The organism is Nocardia ignorata NBRC 108230, from assembly GCF_001612905.1.
In the GTDB taxonomy this organism is placed as follows: Bacteria; Actinomycetota; Actinomycetes; order Mycobacteriales; family Mycobacteriaceae; genus Nocardia; species Nocardia ignorata.
This window is the reverse complement of the sequence record NZ_BDBI01000040.1, coordinates 22828-39492: the sequence shown is the minus strand read 5'-3', so window position 1 is coordinate 39492 and position 16665 is coordinate 22828. Positions and strand designations below refer to the sequence as shown.

Annotated in this window: 18 protein-coding genes and 1 tRNA gene; 11 read left to right on the top strand and 8 right to left on the bottom strand. The window is 66.4% G+C overall.

The window, feature by feature from the left end; all coding sequences use genetic code 11:
• Positions 1-11: 11 nt before the first annotated feature.
• A complete protein-coding gene (locus NI2_RS28585; RefSeq protein WP_067497122.1) occupies positions 12-476 on the top strand; it encodes a flavodoxin family protein in 465 nt (154 codons plus the stop codon).
• Here NI2_RS28585 and NI2_RS28580 read toward each other — a convergent pair.
• From NI2_RS28580 to NI2_RS28570, 3 genes are all read right to left on the bottom strand, one after another.
• A complete protein-coding gene (locus NI2_RS28580) occupies positions 456-1112 on the bottom strand; it encodes a class I SAM-dependent methyltransferase (RefSeq protein ID WP_067497120.1) in 657 nt (218 codons plus the stop codon). The two genes, NI2_RS28585 and NI2_RS28580, sit on opposite strands and share 21 nt — an antisense overlap.
• A gap of 133 nt (positions 1113-1245) precedes the next feature.
• The gene (locus NI2_RS28575) at positions 1246-2325 is read right to left on the bottom strand and encodes a glycoside hydrolase family 183 protein (protein WP_067497201.1); all 1080 of its coding nucleotides are present in this window, start codon (positions 2323-2325) and stop codon (positions 1246-1248) included.
• 170 nt (positions 2326-2495) lie between these two features.
• Positions 2496-3239, bottom strand: a complete 744-nt coding sequence (locus NI2_RS28570; RefSeq protein ID WP_067497118.1) for a crotonase/enoyl-CoA hydratase family protein — start codon at positions 3237-3239, stop codon at positions 2496-2498.
• Between the two features lie 114 nt (positions 3240-3353).
• Here NI2_RS28570 and NI2_RS28565 point away from each other — a divergent pair, with 114 nt between their 5' ends.
• From NI2_RS28565 to NI2_RS28555, 3 genes are all read left to right on the top strand, one after another.
• Entirely contained in the window at positions 3354-3665 is a 312-nt protein-coding gene (locus NI2_RS28565) for a hypothetical protein (RefSeq protein ID WP_067497116.1), read from the top strand.
• Positions 3666-3790: 125 nt separating this feature from the next.
• Entirely contained in the window at positions 3791-4405 is a 615-nt protein-coding gene (locus NI2_RS28560; RefSeq protein ID WP_067497115.1) for an NADPH-dependent FMN reductase, read from the top strand.
• A 5-nt stretch (positions 4406-4410) separates the two neighbouring features.
• Positions 4411-5856 carry a DHA2 family efflux MFS transporter permease subunit gene (locus tag NI2_RS28555; protein ID WP_243749778.1) on the top strand — a complete coding sequence of 482 codons (1446 nt, stop codon included), beginning with the start codon at positions 4411-4413 and terminating at the stop codon, positions 5854-5856.
• A gap of 89 nt (positions 5857-5945) precedes the next feature.
• Here the strand turns inward: NI2_RS28555 and NI2_RS34170 are convergent, their stop codons facing one another.
• On the bottom strand, positions 5946-6443 hold the full coding sequence (locus NI2_RS34170) for a hypothetical protein (RefSeq protein WP_133733874.1): 498 nt from the start codon (positions 6441-6443) through the stop codon (positions 5946-5948).
• A 48-nt stretch (positions 6444-6491) separates the two neighbouring features.
• Here NI2_RS34170 and NI2_RS28545 point away from each other — a divergent pair, with 48 nt between their 5' ends.
• Together NI2_RS28545 and NI2_RS28540 are read left to right on the top strand one after the other, a co-directional pair.
• Positions 6492-6881 (top strand): hypothetical protein, encoded by a 390-nt coding sequence (locus tag NI2_RS28545; protein WP_208115323.1) that lies wholly within the window; start codon positions 6492-6494, stop codon positions 6879-6881.
• A 117-nt stretch (positions 6882-6998) separates the two neighbouring features.
• Positions 6999-7448: a hypothetical protein gene (locus NI2_RS28540; RefSeq protein WP_067497112.1), complete on the top strand. Its 450-nt coding sequence runs from the start codon at positions 6999-7001 to the stop codon at positions 7446-7448.
• An 18-nt stretch (positions 7449-7466) separates the two neighbouring features.
• On the opposite strand, the gene NI2_RS28535 is transcribed toward NI2_RS28540, so the two are convergent.
• Positions 7467-7537: transfer RNA gene (locus NI2_RS28535), tRNA-Gly, on the bottom strand.
• 99 nt (positions 7538-7636) lie between these two features.
• Between NI2_RS28535 and dcd the strand changes: the two genes are divergently transcribed.
• Positions 7637-8236 (top strand): dCTP deaminase, encoded by a 600-nt coding sequence (gene dcd, locus NI2_RS28530; RefSeq protein ID WP_067497111.1) that lies wholly within the window; start codon positions 7637-7639, stop codon positions 8234-8236.
• On the opposite strand, the gene NI2_RS28525 is transcribed toward dcd, so the two are convergent.
• On the bottom strand, positions 8149-8661 hold the full coding sequence (locus NI2_RS28525) for a hypothetical protein (RefSeq protein WP_243749777.1): 513 nt from the start codon (positions 8659-8661) through the stop codon (positions 8149-8151). The genes dcd and NI2_RS28525 overlap by 88 nt on opposite strands.
• A gap of 203 nt (positions 8662-8864) precedes the next feature.
• Between NI2_RS28525 and NI2_RS28520 the strand changes: the two genes are divergently transcribed.
• From NI2_RS28520 to NI2_RS28510, 3 genes are all read left to right on the top strand, one after another.
• Positions 8865-10124, top strand: a complete 1260-nt coding sequence (locus tag NI2_RS28520) for an NsdA family TPR-like regulatory protein (protein WP_166655743.1) — start codon at positions 8865-8867, stop codon at positions 10122-10124.
• A gap of 24 nt (positions 10125-10148) precedes the next feature.
• Complete coding sequence (locus NI2_RS28515) at positions 10149-11402, top strand: pyridoxal phosphate-dependent aminotransferase (RefSeq protein ID WP_067497109.1); 1254 nt, start codon at positions 10149-10151, stop codon at positions 11400-11402.
• 309 nt (positions 11403-11711) lie between these two features.
• Positions 11712-13025, top strand: coding sequence for a YibE/F family protein (locus tag NI2_RS28510; protein WP_067497108.1), 1314 nt, complete (start codon positions 11712-11714; stop codon positions 13023-13025).
• A 1-nt stretch (position 13026) separates the two neighbouring features.
• On the opposite strand, the gene NI2_RS28505 is transcribed toward NI2_RS28510, so the two are convergent.
• Positions 13027-14364, bottom strand: a complete 1338-nt coding sequence (locus tag NI2_RS28505; protein ID WP_067497105.1) for a DUF7159 family protein — start codon at positions 14362-14364, stop codon at positions 13027-13029.
• A gap of 67 nt (positions 14365-14431) precedes the next feature.
• Positions 14432-15754 carry a UDP-glucose dehydrogenase family protein gene (locus NI2_RS28500; protein ID WP_067497104.1) on the bottom strand — a complete coding sequence of 441 codons (1323 nt, stop codon included), beginning with the start codon at positions 15752-15754 and terminating at the stop codon, positions 14432-14434.
• 248 nt (positions 15755-16002) lie between these two features.
• Here NI2_RS28500 and NI2_RS28495 point away from each other — a divergent pair, with 248 nt between their 5' ends.
• Positions 16003-16521 carry a YdcF family protein gene (locus NI2_RS28495; protein ID WP_067497103.1) on the top strand — a complete coding sequence of 173 codons (519 nt, stop codon included), beginning with the start codon at positions 16003-16005 and terminating at the stop codon, positions 16519-16521.
• Positions 16522-16665: the final 144 nt, after the last annotated feature.

Genomic DNA, 16665 nt, shown 5'->3' with positions numbered 1-16665 from the left:
AGGGGGAGTCAATGAAAGCGCTCATCGTGTGCACGTCCAAGGCGCTCGGCAATACCAGGAAGGTCGCCGAGGCCATCGGCTCGGTGCTCGACGCGCGGGTGGTGGATCCGGCCGAGATCAGCGCCGCCGAGCTGGGCGACTACGACCTGATCGGGTTCGGGTCGGGGGTGTACTGGATGTCGCTCGACGCCCGGCTGCGCGCCTTCGTCGACGCGCTGCCCGCCGGCCAGAACCGCGACGCCTTCATCTTCGCGACCAGCGGGCTGCCCGAGCTGCGTGTGCGTCCGTACCTGCGCAATCTCGGCGATCAGCTCGAAGACAAGGGGTTCGAACTGGTGGGCGGGTTCTCCTGCCGTGGGCTCGACACCATGGGACCGCTCGCGCTGATGGGCGGGCTCAACAAGGGGCGGCCGAGCGCGGACGATCTGGCCTCGGCCAGGGCTTTCGCCGAGCAGCTACGCGGTCGGTTCGACTGACTCGGCCACGACAAGGGCGTCGATGGCATCGGCGCCCTCGGTGGGCCGGAACACCTCGCGGGCGGTGGTGACGGTGACGCCGGTGGCGTCGAGATCGGCGCGGATGTCGTCGGGCGCGAACAGGATCGTCGGATCCTGGGGGCCGCCGTAACCGTCGGTGATATTGCGGGTGGCGTGGCCCAGGACCAGCAGCATGCCGCCGGGGGCGAGCATCGATGCGAGTTGATGGAGGAGTTGGCGGCGCTCCTGCCGTGGCAGGTGGACGAAGACCATCAGGATCAGTTCGAACGGACCGCTGACACCCGCCGCGTCGAGGTCGGTGATGTCGGCGCAGGTCCACTCGACGCGTGAGCGCACCGACCGTGACAGGCGCGCGGCGACCGTTCGCCCCTTGTCGATACCCACCTGGGCGAAGTCGACGGCCTGCACCTGCCAGCCGTGGGTGGCCAGCCACAGCGCGTGACGGCCTTCACCGCAGGCCAGGTCGAGGGCGCGCATCGGGGCGGCGGTGCCGTCGGCTTGCACCGGGAGCCTGCGGTCGAGGCCGTGGACGTATTCGACGACCGTGCTGTTGGGCGGTGCGCCCCAGACCAATTCGCTGCGGGCATAGCGTGCGTCCCACTCCGCCGCGTCCATGCTGTTCCGCCTCCCCGCGAATTTCGGCCAGACTCAGGTGCGTTCTCGGTTGCGACGCGGCTGGCGGGATGTCGCTGTCATGGTAGCCCGTGCCCGGTGAGTTACCCATGGCTTACTTGCGGTGGTCGAACTGTCAGAGGGATGTGCGCATCAGGATGACGTTGTACTGGGTGTGGACGGTTGTGAGGAAATAGAGGTCGCGGCCGGTCTGGTACGGGAAGATCTGCGGGGCGTAGGCAGTGGGCAGTTCGCGGGCATCGATGAGGACTTCGGGCGGACTCCACGGGCCTTCCGGTGATGGTGCGCGGCGCAGTACCACCGAATTGCCGGGGTCGGTGGTGAGGGAGACGAACTGGCCGAGGTGCTCGTTGTACATCACCGACAGTTCGGCTGCCCCGGCCATGATGGGGGCGGCGGCGTTCGCGTCGCCGCGCTTCCAGCCGCCGCCGTCCCAGTACTCGTAGGCGTCCAGATTATCGATCTCGCCCTCGGGCACGCGGGCGAGGAAGGCTTCGTTGTCGCGGCCCGGCGGGGTGCCGAATTCGTAGACGAAGCCGCCGTCCTTCAGGAAGGCGTTCATCTGGAACTTGTGGTGGCCGTTGTCGTTCGGTCTCCGGGCATGGGCAAGGTCCGCCCATGTCTCGCCGTTGTCCGACGACACTGCCAATCCCGAGTAGTTCGTGGTCCACTCGCCGGGTGCGTCCCAGCTGCGCACCGACATCAACGACATGTACTGCACCCCGCCGACCGACACGCCAGCCGTGGGGATCCGGCTGATCTCCTCGCCGTCCTTCGGGCTGAAGACGAGTTCGCGGGCCTGGCCGATACCGTCGCGCACCACGCTGTGGAAATGGATGCCCTCGGCCGGGTTGCGGCTGAAACTGCGGGCCAGGAAGTTCGAGCGCCAAGCCCACTTGCTGTCGCGCAACAGGTTCGGCAGGCCCACGCCCGCGGTGTCACCGAACGCGGTGAGCATCTCGCCGTGCCCGTTGTCCCACATGATCCCCAGGTCGGTGCCGAGGACGTTGTAGGTGTGGGTGGCGTTCGGGCTCGCCATGCCGGTCACCTGGAACACGGCCTGTGCCCGGCCGTGCAGGACCGGCAGGCCGTAGGTGCCGTTGAGGACCGGGATCGGGTTGATGGCGTTCGGGTCGGCCGCGGCGGGCGCCGTACCGACGAGCAGTACCGCCGCGGCCCCCGCCAATACGGTCATCGCGAGCGAGCCGGATTCGTTCACGTCAGCCTCCGGGCACACGGGAATAAGCGCACCTGTTTGATTCGGTGCACTTTTTCCGTCGGATTGGTGAACTGAAACTAACAGTCGGACGCGGGCCGAAGAACTGTGAGGCGACCTAGTGTTGGGGCGGCGTTTACTTGTCCCCGTCAGCGAATAATTGCCTTACGGAGCAGCAGGGGAATTTGCGCGGCACGCTCGGCGGCGAAACTGCCGCGTGCGGGCCGGTGCCAGGACCGGTCGAACAGGCGCTTGGCGGCGGCGACCGCGCGGGGATCGCGGGCCGCGATCCGATCGGCCAGGGATTCGGCGGCGGCCATCGGACTGTCGGCGATATCGGTGACCAGACCGATCCTTCTGGCGTGATCGGCGTCGACGCGCTCGGCGGTCATGGTGAGCAGCAGGGCCTGATCTATGCCGATGAGCTGCGACAACGATGCGGTGCCCGACATGTCGGGAATGAGGCCGTGCGCGGCTTCCATCACCGAGAACTCGGCGTCCGGAGCGGCGATGCGGAAGTCGGCGGCGAGGGCGAGTTGCAGTCCGCCGCCGAAGCAGCGGCCGTGCACCGCCGCGATCACCGGGACGTCGAGGCGACGCCATGCCCAGCAGGCTTCCTGAAAAGTATTGGTGCCCCGCCACGGTCGCGGCAGGAATTCCCGCACAATGGCGATCGGGTCGCGGGTCGCGGCGGCTATATCGAGTCCGCTACTGAAACTCGGGCCGTTACCTGTCACGATGACCGCGCGAATTTCCTTGTGCCCGGACACCGCATCGGCCGCCGTGACCAGGTCACGCAACATTTCCAGCGTCAGTCCATTGTGTTTCGCCGGACGATTCAGCGTGACATAAGCGCGTGCGTTCTCGAACCGCAGATCGATGTGCTCTCCCATGACCCGATCTTACTCGTGAGTCAGTTCGAGGGTGTGGCCCATCCGCCGCCGTTCGGGCATGATCCATCTCGGCCACGCATCGGCCGATGCGTGTCGACCGGGAGGACACACAGAGTGCGGATCTGTCTGATCGCCGCAGCGCTCATCGCGCTGCCGGCACTGTCGGCCTGCGGCAGCGAAGAGCCTGCGGTAACCCAGGCTGAACTGTCGAAATCCCTGCAGGACAAGGGTTTGAAGGACGTGTCGCTCGCCGACTGCGCCGCCCAGGTCTTCCTCGACTCGGGCATGTCCCAAGACGGCCTGCGCGTGATGGTCGCCAACGGCCAGGCCGGTGACCAGGCCAAGGAGCTCAACGAGGAAGACGCGGCCAAAGTGGGTGCGGCTCAAGCGAAGATCGCCGCCGAGTGCGTGAAGCTGGGCGGCTGAACAACCCGGGCAAGGTGGGGTGGTTGGGTATGGCCCCGATCACACGGGGTTGACCTGAATTTTGGTTGAGGTTGGAGGCTGTGGGCAGCGCCAAGGCCGGCGCGATTGTCCAGAGGAGGGGCCTCATGAGCAACCACGTCGATATCGAATGGTCGCCGGGCGGGGCTGGCACGGCTCCGCTGCGGGTTGCGGTCGTCATCGGCAGTACGCGGGAGGGTCGATTCGGCACGACCATTGCGGACTGGTTCGTCGGTCGGCTACGGCGACAAGACACTCTCGAGGTCGAGATCGTGGATACCCGGGAGGTCGCGCTGTCGCACGCTTTCGGTGCGGTCACCGATCACGCATCACGAGCCGAGACCACTGAAAAGCTCTCCCGCGCTGATGCGTTCGTGGTGGTGACGCCCGAGTACAACCACAGTTACCCGGGTGCGCTGAAGAATCTGATCGACGAACATCACGTCGAATGGCAGGCCAAGCCGGTGGGTTTCGTCTCCTACGGCGGGATTTCCGGTGGTCTGCGCGCGGTGGAACATTTGCGGCCGGTTTTCGCCGAACTGCATGCGGTCACCATCCGTGACACGGTCAGCTTCGCGAACCCGTGGCGGCGATTCGATGACGCGGGTGAGCTCGCCGATCCGTCGGACGCCGTCACCGCCACCAAGTCCATGTTGAAGCAATTGACTTGGTGGGGTGAGGCATTGCGTACCGCCCGTGCCGCGAACCCGTACGGGGCGTGAGGGTCGTGACCACTACCGCGAAGGCTGCCGCGTCGCCCGTCGCCGCCCGCAATCCGATGACGATCGCCCTGGTGCTAGTGCTCGGCACGATCATGGCCACGCTGGACCAGACCATCGTCAATGTCTCGATCAACACGCTGTCCGCGGAATTCGACGCGGGCCTGAACACCATCCAGTGGGTGGCGACCGGTTACTCGCTCGCGCTCGGCGCCGTGGTGCCTGCCTCGGCGTGGCTGGTCGGCCGGTTCGGCGCCAAACGGCTGTACCTGACCGCGGTCGCCGCGTTCGCGATCGGTTCCGTGCTGGCCGGGCTGGCCTGGAACATGGAGTCGCTCATCGCTTTCCGGGTCGTGCAGGGCGCCAGTGGCGGGCTGCTCATGCCGGTCGCGATGACGATCCTGCTGCGCGCGGCCGGGCCGGACGGGCTCGGACGGCTGATGAGCACCCTCGGTCTGGCCATTCTGGTCGGCCCCTTGCTCGGGCCTGTGATCGGCGGCTACCTGATCGACGAGGTGTCATGGCGGTGGATGTTCTTCATCAACCTGCCGATGGGTGTGCTGGTGCTGGTCCTGGCCGCGCGGATAGTGCCCGACGATCTGCCGGAACCTCGGCACGCACTCGACCTACCCGGGCTCCTGTTGATGTCGCCAGGTCTGGCCCTGCTGATCTACGGGGTGACCGCGGCCGGTGAGCAGGCCGGATTCGCCACGCCCGCCGTGCTTGTCCCGCTGGTGGCCGGGGCCGTGCTCATCGCCGCCTTCGTGCGACGGTCCCTGACCACCGAGGATCCGCTGCTGAACCTGCGGGTCCTCGGCAACCGGGTCAGTGGCCCCGCCGCGCTGCTGCTTGCCCTTTTCGCCGGTGGCTACTTCGGCTCGATGTTGCTGCTGCCCTTGTATTTCCAAGTCGTCCGTGGCGAATCCGCGCTGGTGGCAGGCGCGCTGGGCATCCCGTTCGCGCTGGCCTCCGGTCTCACCATGCAGGTGGCGGGCCGGTTGATCGATCGGATTCCGCCCGGCCGCTACCTGCCGCTATCGATCACGGTGGCACTCACCGGTTTCGTACTGTTCATCGTCCAGCTGGACGCGGACGCGTCGTACTGGGCACTCGGCGCGAGCATGCTGCTCATGGGCGCCGGTGGCGGCGGCACCATGATGCCAGTGATGACCACCGCCACCCGGTCCCTGAACCGCGCGGATCAGCCGGCGGGCTCGACGGTGCTGAACATGATCAGCACCACCGCCCTGGCGGTCGGCACCGCGGTCTCCTCGGTCACCCTCGGCGCACTGCTCCCGGTGACCGGCGGGCTGCAAGCCCTGCACGACATGGCTCCGGCCCAGCGCACCGAACTCGCTCCCGCCCTGGCCGAAGCGTTCCAGCACACCTACCTGATCGCTCCGATCATGATCGCCCTCGCGTTGATCCCGGCCTTGCTGCTACCACGCCGGTGATCATCGCCGGTGTTGAGCATCCCGCCGCGGCCTGCGCGATTCCGCAGGCCGCGGCAGCAGCGGACGGACCTACTCACCTGAGTGCTCGATCATGAGAGTCCCTGTACTTCCAGGTACCAGATTGTTTGTTCGCCGCCAATCCCTTTGGCCACAGCCGACTTCGGACTCACAAGGGAGTCCGGAGTGGCGTAGGTCAGCCTCTTGACAATCGGGCCCCGTTCCCTGTCGTCGTAGGCAAGGACCACTTTGCCGGCATGTACGAACACCTGCGTCGTAGATTCGGAGTGGGTGTGCAACCCGGTCCATCTCGCTCCGTCGATCCCCAACGCCCGATTGAGTTCGTCGCTGGTGTTGGGGGAGCTGAAGCTGTACATGCGGTCCCACGGACCGATCTGAGCGCCGGATGATGCGACGATATCGCCCAATCGTGCGCTTCGCCTTTCTTCCAAGAGCCGAGCGAAAGCTGCTGTCAATGCGGGACTTCCGTCCTGGACGGCGATTTGTTCACCGCCCGAGGAACTACATTCGGCGACCGGGGTGATGGCTACCAACGCCAGCAGGCAACTCATCCGTTTACGAGTACGCACCTCTACAGTTTGCTAAGTGACGCTCGACTGCTGTGACCGGTGATCGGTATGACGCATGATCTGCCCTTGATGGACCTGCTGACCGAGGAGATGCAGAATCCGGGTGAGGCCGAGTGGTGGGACGAGCACGAGAAGTCAGCTGACGCGATCGTTGTCTGCTTCCGTATCCCCGCTGGTCGGATGCTTCTCACCTACTGGAACGGGCAGTTGCACAAGGTGATTTATCAGACCCCAGAGGAATCCGAGGAGGCTGCGGCGCAGCGAAATGCCTACCTGTTCGCGCACTATGGGCAAGGCCACGACTGGACCGAGGTGGTCGACAACGGCTTCGGCAAGACATACTTCCGCTCCGACGACCAGCTTTTCGCTCTGTGGAGCTATGCGATGGACTACACGACGGTGGGAACGAAGGCCTTCCTCGAAGGCGTAGGCATCTGACAGGCCAGGACGAAATCTGCCCAGATATCGGCGTGGTGGCCGTCCGGTCGCGTCTCGGCCTGAGCGGCGAAACGAATGCCGGGACCGCGGAGAGGTCTCTTTGACTAGCATGCCGTCATGTCGTCATCGAGCCTCTGGGCGCGCGTCTTCTCCGGGCTCGGGGCCTCTGTCGCCGCTGTTCTGGTTTTGGTCTACTCGTTCCTGCTGCTGGTCGAAGGTATGCCTGACGAGGAGGTTTCGGCGGGTAGTCATGCTCTGCTCGTCACCAAGCTGGTCGTCGCGGGTCTCGCGGGGGTGGCGTTGCTCGTTGGTGCCGTGAGTGGGTGGAGGTGGGCGGTTCTCGGCGGTTGCTTGTTGTTCGCCGCCGATTTCGCGCTCTGGCTTGTGTGGTACTCGGGAGTTTTCAGGCTGCCGAGCTACGAGCACCCGGAGCCCGGCCCGGTCGCGCAACCACCGGTGTTCTGGCTCGTGCTGATCACCGTCTGGGGTGTGTTCCCTGGTCTGCTCGCGGCGCTCGCGTGGCGGGGACCGCACAAAAAAGCCTCCCCGGATCTAGGTCTGACCTAGCTCGCGGGGAGGCGGGAGAGCCGATGACGGGAATCGAACCCGCGCTACCTGCTTGGGAAGCAGGAGTTCTACCATTGAACTACATCGGCAGTTGTGCGATCGCGACTCTATCAGAACTGGCGTGCGGGGATGCAAGTCTTCGGGGGCTCGGTCGGGTGGTGGGGGCGTCACCTGCTTAAACTGGGCCGGTGCTGCTCTCCGATCGTGACATTCGCGCCGAGATCGCCGCTGGGCGGCTCGGGGTCGAGCCGATGCTCGAGTCGATGGTTCAGCCGTCGAGTATCGATGTTCGGCTCGACGGGCTGTTCCGGGTGTTCGACAACAGCCGGTACACCCATATCGATCCGGCCCAGCAGCAGGACGAGCTGACCAGCCTGGTCGAGCCGAAGCCGGGGGAGCCGTTCGTGCTGCATCCGGGGGAGTTCGTGCTGGGGTCGACGCTGGAGATGTGCACGTTGCCCGACGACCTGGCCGGGCGGTTGGAGGGCAAGTCGAGTCTGGGCAGGCTCGGGTTGCTGACGCATTCGACGGCGGGGTTCATCGACCCGGGGTTCAGCGGGCACATCACGCTCGAGCTGTCGAATGTGGCGAATCTGCCGATCACGCTGTGGCCGGGGATGAAGATCGGGCAGTTGTGCCTGATCCGGTTGACGAGCCCGGCCGAGCATCCGTACGGGAGTGCGGCGGCCGGGTCGAAGTATCAGGGCCAGCGGGGGCCGACGCCGTCGCGGTCGTACCTGAATTTCCCCCTGTCGCCCGATTCGCTCAACGCGGTCGAGACGCGCTGAGGACCGACTTCCAGCGCGATCCGCAGCACGTTCGTGAGCGGGGGGAACACGTCGCCGGGGCACGGCGGGCGCACCCAGTGGCAGCCCTCGCGGCTCCAGCGGCCGAGGCTGGTCGGGAGCATCACGGCGCTGCCGATGCCGGGGACGTCGATATCGAGGCCCGACAGTTCGGCGGCGAGGTCGTCGGTGGGTCTGGTATCGGGTGTGGCGAGCACGCTCCAGCGGATCTGACGGGCGAGCACGGGACCTTCCGTCCGTTGCTCGCGCAACCGCGCGAACACCTTCTCGGCGCGTGCGGTCGGCAGATGGACCACACACAGCCGATCGGTGATCGGCAACATCACGAAGCCACCACGCTCGCGCACGGGCAGCCCGAATTCGCGCTGGTAGCAACGCACCCAGTCATCGACAGTCCTGGCTTCCACCCCTTCAGGATCACCCCTCACGGCGGTCGGTGACCACTGCCCCGCACCGCCCTTTCGCTGCCTCAGACAACCGATTCGGCGAACATGTGGTGTGTCTCACTGTCGCGCTCGTACTCTGGAAGATGTTGTCCATCGGATGAGGTGACGTCGTGGTCGGGGAGTGGACGGGTAGAGAGGCCAGAGCTCTTCGCGATGCCAAACGAATGAGCATCCGGGAGTTCGCGGCTCATCTGGGCGTGCACGAACGGCTGGTGTCGAAATGGGAAGCCGGCGGGTCGCGGGTGAAGCCGCGGCCGGTGAACCAGGCGGCACTCGATACGTCGCTGGCCCGCTCCGACGAGGTGGTCCGCGCCAGATTCACGGCGCTGCTCGCCCCGGCGGGCGAGACCGACCTGCTCGCCTTCGTCGACGCGGGGGTAAGCAAAAGCGCTGTGCCCGAGTTGATGTCGGAGAGGGAGTTGATCATGGCGGCTGCGCACGAGGCCAGCGAACACGCGGCCGCCGCGGAGAGCACCAATGTCGGACCGACAACGTTGGCCCAGCTCGATGCCGACGTGCGACGGATCGCCACCGAATACGTCTATGCCGCACCGGCGCCCATGATGGTGGAGATGCTGCGGGTGCGGCGGCGGGTGTACCGGCTGCTCGACGGGCAGCAGAAACCGGTGGACACCTCGCACCTGTATTTACTGGCGGGCACCCTGTCGGGGTTGCTCGCCAACGCGAGCACCGACCTCGGCTACCTCGATGCCGCGGGCGAACAGATCAGGGCCGCTTGGGCTTACGCCGAACTCAGCGGGCACAACGGGTTGCGGGCATGGACGCGCGGCATGCACGCGCTGATCGAGAACTGGTCGGATCGCCCGCGCAACGCCGTCCAATTAGCCCGTGGCGGGCAGGAATTCGCGCCGGGCGGATTGGCGCGCGTGCGGTTGCTCAATATCGAGGCGCGGGTGTGGGCGCGGCTGGGGAACGACTCCGAGACCGACCGATGCCTACGCACGGCCGAGTCGGTCGATCCGGACCGGCGCGAGGAATTGCACGACGAGATCGGCGGGGTGTTCGGCTTCCCGACGGCCAAGGCCGCCTACTACGCGGGCGCCACCTGCATCCAGCTCGGCCGTGCCGAACAGGCGCTCGCGGCCACCGAACGCGCGATCGCGCTGTACTCGAGCGGACCGCCGCTGCAGCGTTCCTACGGTGCCGAGTCGCTGGCGCGCGTCGACAACGCGGCCGCGCACCTCATCAACGGAAGTATCGACGGCGCGGCCGACGCGCTGCGTCCGGTGCTCGGCCTGCCGGAGGACCGGCGCATCGCTCAGCTGGGCGAACGGCTGGTCGGTCTGCGCCGCCGGATCGCCGCCCCGAACTACCGCAATGCGGTCGAAGCGCGTGGGCTCGACGAGCGCATCGAGGAGTTCTGCCTGGAAACGGCGGCTCAGGCGGGCAAACCCCGGCTGTGAATGTTGTCGGCAACCATCCCTAACATGGGGTGGGTGAGTCCACAGCATCCGCATGTCGCCCCGCGCGTCCTCGAGCAGTCGAAGAAACTGCAGGACGTGGTCTACGAGATCCGTGGGCCGGTACACGCGCAGGCAGCACGCCTGGAGGCCGAGGGCCATCGCATCCTCAAGCTCAACATCGGCAACCCGGCCCCGTTCGGGTTCGAGGCGCCCGACGTGATCATGCGCGACATGATCGCGGCGCTGCCGTACGCGCAGGGGTACTCCGAGTCCAAGGGCATCCTGTCGGCGCGGCGCGCGATCGTCACCCGCTACGAGCTGGTGCCGGGCTTCCCCGAGCTAGACGTGGACGACGTCTACCTGGGCAACGGCGTGTCGGAGCTCATCACCGTCACCATGCAGGCGCTGCTCGACAACGGCGACGAGGTACTCATCCCGGCGCCGGACTACCCGCTGTGGACGGCCATGACCAGCCTCGCCGGCGGCACCCCGGTGCACTACCTGTGCGACGAGGAGAACGGCTGGCAGCCCGATATCGCCGATATCGAATCGAAGATCACCGACCGCACCAAGGCGCTGCTGGTGATCAACCCGAACAACCCGACCGGCGCGGTGTACTCGGCGGAGGTGCTGCAGCAGATCGTCGACCTGGCGCGTAAGCATCGGTTGCTGCTGCTCGCCGACGAGATCTACGACAAGATCCTCTACGACGACGCCAAGCACATCTCGCTGGCCTCGCTGGCTCCCGACCTGCTGTGCCTGACATTCAACGGCCTGTCCAAGGCCTATCGGGTGGCCGGGTACCGCTCGGGCTGGCTGGCGATCACCGGGCCCAAGGACCACGCGGCCGGGTTCCTCGAGGGGATCGATCTGCTCGCCTCGTCCCGGTTGTGCCCGAATGTGCCCGCTCAGCACGCCATCCAGGTGGCGCTGGGCGGCCATCAGAGCATCGAAGACCTGATCCTGCCCGGCGGACGGTTGCTCGAGCAGCGCGATGTGGCGTGGGAGCGGCTGAACATGATTCCCGGTGTGTCCTGTGTGAAGCCGCGTGGCGCGCTGTACGCCTTCCCCCGTCTGGATCCGAATGTGCACGAGATCCACGACGACGGGAGGCTTGTGCTCGATCTGTTGTTACAGGAGAAGATCCTCATGGTGCAGGGCACGGGCTTCAACTGGCCCGCCACCGACCACCTGCGGATCGTGACGCTGCCGTGGGCGCGGGACCTCGCGGTGGCGATCGAAAGGTTCGGTAACTTCCTGTCCAGTTACCGACAGTGAGTGTCACTGTGTCAGGGGCCTTGACGGGGACGGCATAGGGTTAGACCGGCTGAAACCAACTCGGGGTTGGGAAATCTGGGGATTTTGAAGATGCACTAGCGCAAAAGTCCAACTTTTGTGTACAGTAGGCATCGGCGCTTCGGCGCCCCGGCCCGGTCGTCTACCCCCCCCTGGACGACCGAGAGCCCTAGGTACGCGCGCCTACCCCCCTGGGCGCCTGCCTGACGGGCGGCGGAGACAACCCCCTGCTCTCCGCCGCCCGGTACCTTTCCGCCTCTTCGAGATCTGGGTCGCGGTTCTCGGCTGCGTATGTCGTTCTTGAAAACGGATTCCCTTAAGCTCTCTCGGGTGAGCGATCATCATCACCACCATCACCACGATCATTCGGGGCCCATCGCTATCGGGGCTACCGCGGCCAAGGTTGTTGTCGGGCTGTTGGCGGTTATCGGGGTGGCGGTGTTGATTGCTACCGCGCTGTTGTGGCCGAGTAAGCCCGAGATCGATATTCCCGCGCCGATGGGGACCGTCAGTGGTGGGGCGGTGCAGACCGAGGCCGGGACCGTCGTGATGCAGGAAGTGGGGCTGTGCGGGAGTCCCTCGCACGGGAAGGCGTTTCCCGACAAGCCGGTGCAGCCGCAGGTGGGGTACTCGTGCCAGCGCAGCATCATCGACATCCGGTCAGGGCCCGACGAGGGTAAGAAGACGCTGTTCGAAATCGCGCCGGGGCCGGGACAACCCGATCTGCGGGTGGGCGACGAGATCCGCATCGTGCGCGCCGCCGACCCGAGCGGCGGGACCATTTACGGGTTCGAGGACTACTCGCGCGGGTTGCCGCTGACATTGATCGTGATCGCGTTCGTCGCGGTGATCTGCATCGTCGCACGGTGGCGTGGCTTCCGGGCGCTTGTCGGGCTGTGTTTCGCCTTCGGCGTCGTGGTGATCTTCCTGCTGCCCGCCCTGCTCGACGGGAAACCGGCGATCCCGGTCGCGCTCGTCTCGGGAGCACTGATCCTCTACGTGGTGCTCTACCTCGCGCACGGACTGAATCTGCGGACCAGTTCGGCCCTGCTCGGCACGCTGGCATCGATGCTCGTGGCTGCGGCATTGTCGTGGCTGACCTTGAAGGTCACCCACCTCACCGGGCTGTCCGAAGAACAGAACACCAACGTGGCCACCTACATTCAGCACGTCAGCATCACCGGGCTGCTGCTCGCGGGATTCATCATCGGCTCGCTCGGCGTGCTCAACGACGTCACCATCACGCAGGCCTCGGCCGCTTTCGAACTCGCCGCACTCGACGAAGGGGCTTCGCGGCGCGAAATCTTCACCGCAGCCATGCGCGTCGGCCGCGACCACATCGCCAGCACCGTCTACACCCTCGTGCTCGCCTACGCCGGCGGCGCGCTACCGCTGCTGCTGTTGTTCAGCGTCGCCGGACGATCCATCACCGATGTGCTCACCGGTGACGCCGTCGCCATCGAGATCACCCGATCCGCGGTCGGCGGTATCGCCCTCGCCCTGTCGGTGCCGTTGACCACCGGCATCGCGGTGCTGCTCGCCCGGCCCTTCGGTGCGCAGAAGGCGACCGTCGCGCCGCCACGCGCCCGGCACGCCAGGAACTGAACTACCGCCCGGGCGGCGGCATACCGGGCAGCACCACCGGCGGCAACGTCGGCACGATGATCGGCGGCAGGCCCGGCACCACGGTGAAGGTGTTGGGGCCCTGCGTCGGCACCGGTTCCTCCGTCGGGGTATTCGGCGGAAGCTGGACGGGCGGAGCTGCCACTGTGCCGTGCACCGCTTCGGTGGTAGACGGCGGGGCCGTGGTCGGTACGGTCGGGCGCGGCGTCGAACTGGCCGGTACCGCCTGCGAACCGTCGCTGGAATTACCGCTCTCGAGCACCTCGGGGCCGTAGCCGAGGCCGATACCGATCGCCGCGACCACCGCAAGCGAACTCACCGTGAGCACCGCGCCGTTCAACTCCCGGCGACTGTGGCCGCGACCGGTCAGCGCGGCGAGCGGACGCCTGCCACGGGTCGGGGCGGTGAGCCAGGCCGGCGTCACATCGTCGACCTGCTCGATGGGTGCGATCGGCGGCGCGACCGGCGCCTGCGCCACCTGTGCGGGCCTGGCCAGCAACGCGGCACCGCGCGCCAAGGCCGTCTCCGGTTCGAGCGGAAGAATCACCGGAACGCCGATCGTGCGCTCGAGCACCCGTGCGATCAGCGGAATCCGGGCCCCGCCACCGATCACCAGCACCGCCTGCACCGGATGCTGGGCCCGGATGATGACATCGCGGGTCATCCGCGCCGACGACTCGATCGCCAGCATCATCAGCGCTTCGAAGTTCTCCTGGGTGAGCAGCACCAGCCCCTGCTCACTGGGCAGCGCCACCGCGTTGCTGCTCGACAGCTGCTCCTTGGCCGCCCGGCACAACGCGTCGAGCGCGGCCAGGCCGGCCGGATCGGCGGGGTGGGCGATCCGGCCCGACGCGATCTGCTGCTCGCGGATCAGCGAATCGAGGTAGTCGCCGCTGATGTCGCTGATGCGTTCACACTGGTGTACATCGCTGGTTCGCGCGTCGACCACGCTCACCGTGAGACCGGAACTGCCCAGGTCGTAGACGGCCAGCGTGGACACTTCACGCAGGTCAGCCGTGGCGTGCGCGAAATGCACGGCGGCAACGGCTTCGGGAATCAGCTGATAATTGGTGAGCTGCCTGCGGGCCATGGCGGCGCGGATGGCACGAGCCTGCGGTTCGCTGCGGAAGGTGACGGTGGTCGCCGCGACCTCGGGGCTCGCGGCGAGGGTGGCGGCGATCGCGTCGGCCGCCGATTCTTCCGCGTGTTGTTCGGGGACCGGAAGGGTATGCACCTGAAAGGTATTCGGTGCACCACCGGGCTGCGGGCGCGCCAGGCGCACCGTCGCCGCTCCGACGGAAACTCCCAAAACCGCACTCATCAGCTGCCCATCTCGTTGCACGACATGCGGAGCCTGCACAACCTGCCAGCCCCCGCCCGCCGTAACTCTACGGGGTGCCGAGTCCGGCGTACACCCACCCGGCATCACGCCAGGCGTGACGATCCAGACAATTGCGACCGTCGATGATCGAACGGGAACGTACCACCGGTTCCAGGTCGGCCGGCGTCAAATCCGTGAATTCATTCCATTCGGTAAGGACCAGAACCACATCGGCGCGATCACACGCCTCGGCGACGGATGTCGCGTAGTTCAGCGTGGGGAAGACGCGACGCGAATTCTCCACCGCTTTCGGGTCGTACACGGTGACCACGGCGCCGTGCAGCTGGATCATCCCGGCCACGTTGAGCGCCGGCGAATCACGCACGTCATCGGACTCCGGCTTGAACGCCGCGCCGAGCACGGCGACGTTCGCGCCGAGCAGGGAGCCACCGCAGGCGCGGGCGGCCATGTCGACCACTTTGGTGCGGCGGCGCATATTGATGTTGTCGACCTCGCGCAAGAATGCGACCGCATGATCGGCGCCGAGTTCGCCCGAGCGGGCCATGAAAGCGCGAATGTCCTTCGGTAAGCAGCCGCCGCCGAAACCCAGCCCGGCATTGAGGAATCGGCGGCCGATGCGCGCGTCGTAACCGAGGGCATCGGCGAGCATAGTGACATCGGCGCCCGTTGCCTCACAGACTTCGGAAACCGCGTTGATGAAGGAAATCTTTGTGGCCAGAAAGGCATTCGCCGAAACTTTCACCAATTCGGCGGTGGCCAAATCCGTGAGCAGGAAAGGGATTTCGGCATCGATGAGATCGGCGTAGATGTCGCGAATGTGTTGTTCGACCCAATCGGCGCGCTCGCGGGTGCGGTCGAGGCCGAGGACGAGGCGGTCGGGGCGCAGGGTGTCCTGCACCGCGAAGCCCTCGCGCAGGAACTCGGGGTTCCAGGCCACCTCCACGTCGACGTCGGTGAGTGCGCGGGCCCGGACACCGAGGGCGGCGGCGGTTCCCACCGGGACGGTCGACTTGCCGACGATCATCGCCGGACGTTCCAGCATCGGGACGAGGGTGTCGACCACGGCGTGCACATACTTCAGGTCGGCGCCGTACTCACCCTTCTTCTGCGGTGTGCCGACACCGAGGAAGTGCACGTCGGCGTGCGCGGCCGCGTCCTCGTAGTCGGTGGTGAACCGCAGCCTGCCCGCCGCGAGGTTGCGTTGCAGCACCTCGTCCAGCCCCGGTTCGTAGAACGGCACCACCCCGTCGGCCAGTTTGGCCACCTTGCCGGGATCGACATCGACCCCGACCACATCGTGCCCCAGCTCGGCCATACACGCTGCGTGCGTGGCCCCCAGGTACCCCGTTCCGAAGACTGTGCATCGCATACTCTCGTTGGTAAGCGGCGCGCGTGGCTACGCCGCGTCAGCGAGGCAAGGGCGGGCGCAACATCTGGTGTACAGGGGGGAACGTGAGTTCGCTCTCCCGCTTCACGGGGCTTCTACCTGCGGTGACTGGTCGGTGAACTGTGCATGCTTCGGTTCGCGGGTGTGCATTGATGTCATGGTCGACGCGGGCACCTGAGCCTCGACCCGGGTTGTCCAGGCGGAACGGAGGTTCGCCGTACCATCGCCGGATGCGCCGGAAGCTGGTGGTGGGTGGGCTGGTTGCCGTGATGCTGGTTGTAGTGGTGTTGTGGCCCGTGTATGTGCGTCCTCGGGTGGACGAACCTCGGGGGGCCGATGCGATTCTGGTGCTCGGTGGGGCGCATGACGGGCGTGAAGAGCTCGGGTTGCGGTTGGCCGCAGAGGGATTCGCGCCGCGGGTGTTGATATCGGATCCGTATGAGCGCAGTGCGATGGTGAATCGGATCTGCCACGGGGGTTACTCGTTCGAGGTGATCTGTTTCGATCCGAGTCCGCGGACCACACTCGGCGAAGGCCGCGCCCTCGCCCGTCTCGGTGCCGACTGGGATCGCGTCATCGTCGTCACCTTCACACCCCACATCTCCCGCGCCCGCTACATCCTCGGCAAATGCTGGCCCGGCGAACTCCTCTTCGTCGACCCACGCCCCCACCTCTCACCCGCCCGCTGGGCCTGGGACTACGTCTACCAATCCGCGGGCTACGTCAAGGCCTGGTTCGCCGACTGTTGACTTGCCTCTTCGGGACCGGACGCGCCGATACGGCATGAGGCGTCGAGAAGTTTGGACATGCCCGTCGCGGTGGGAAGACTGCGACAAAGGTTCAGGAAAAGCAGTGAGGCGCGGATTCGATGAATCCGCGCCTCACTGGTTGTT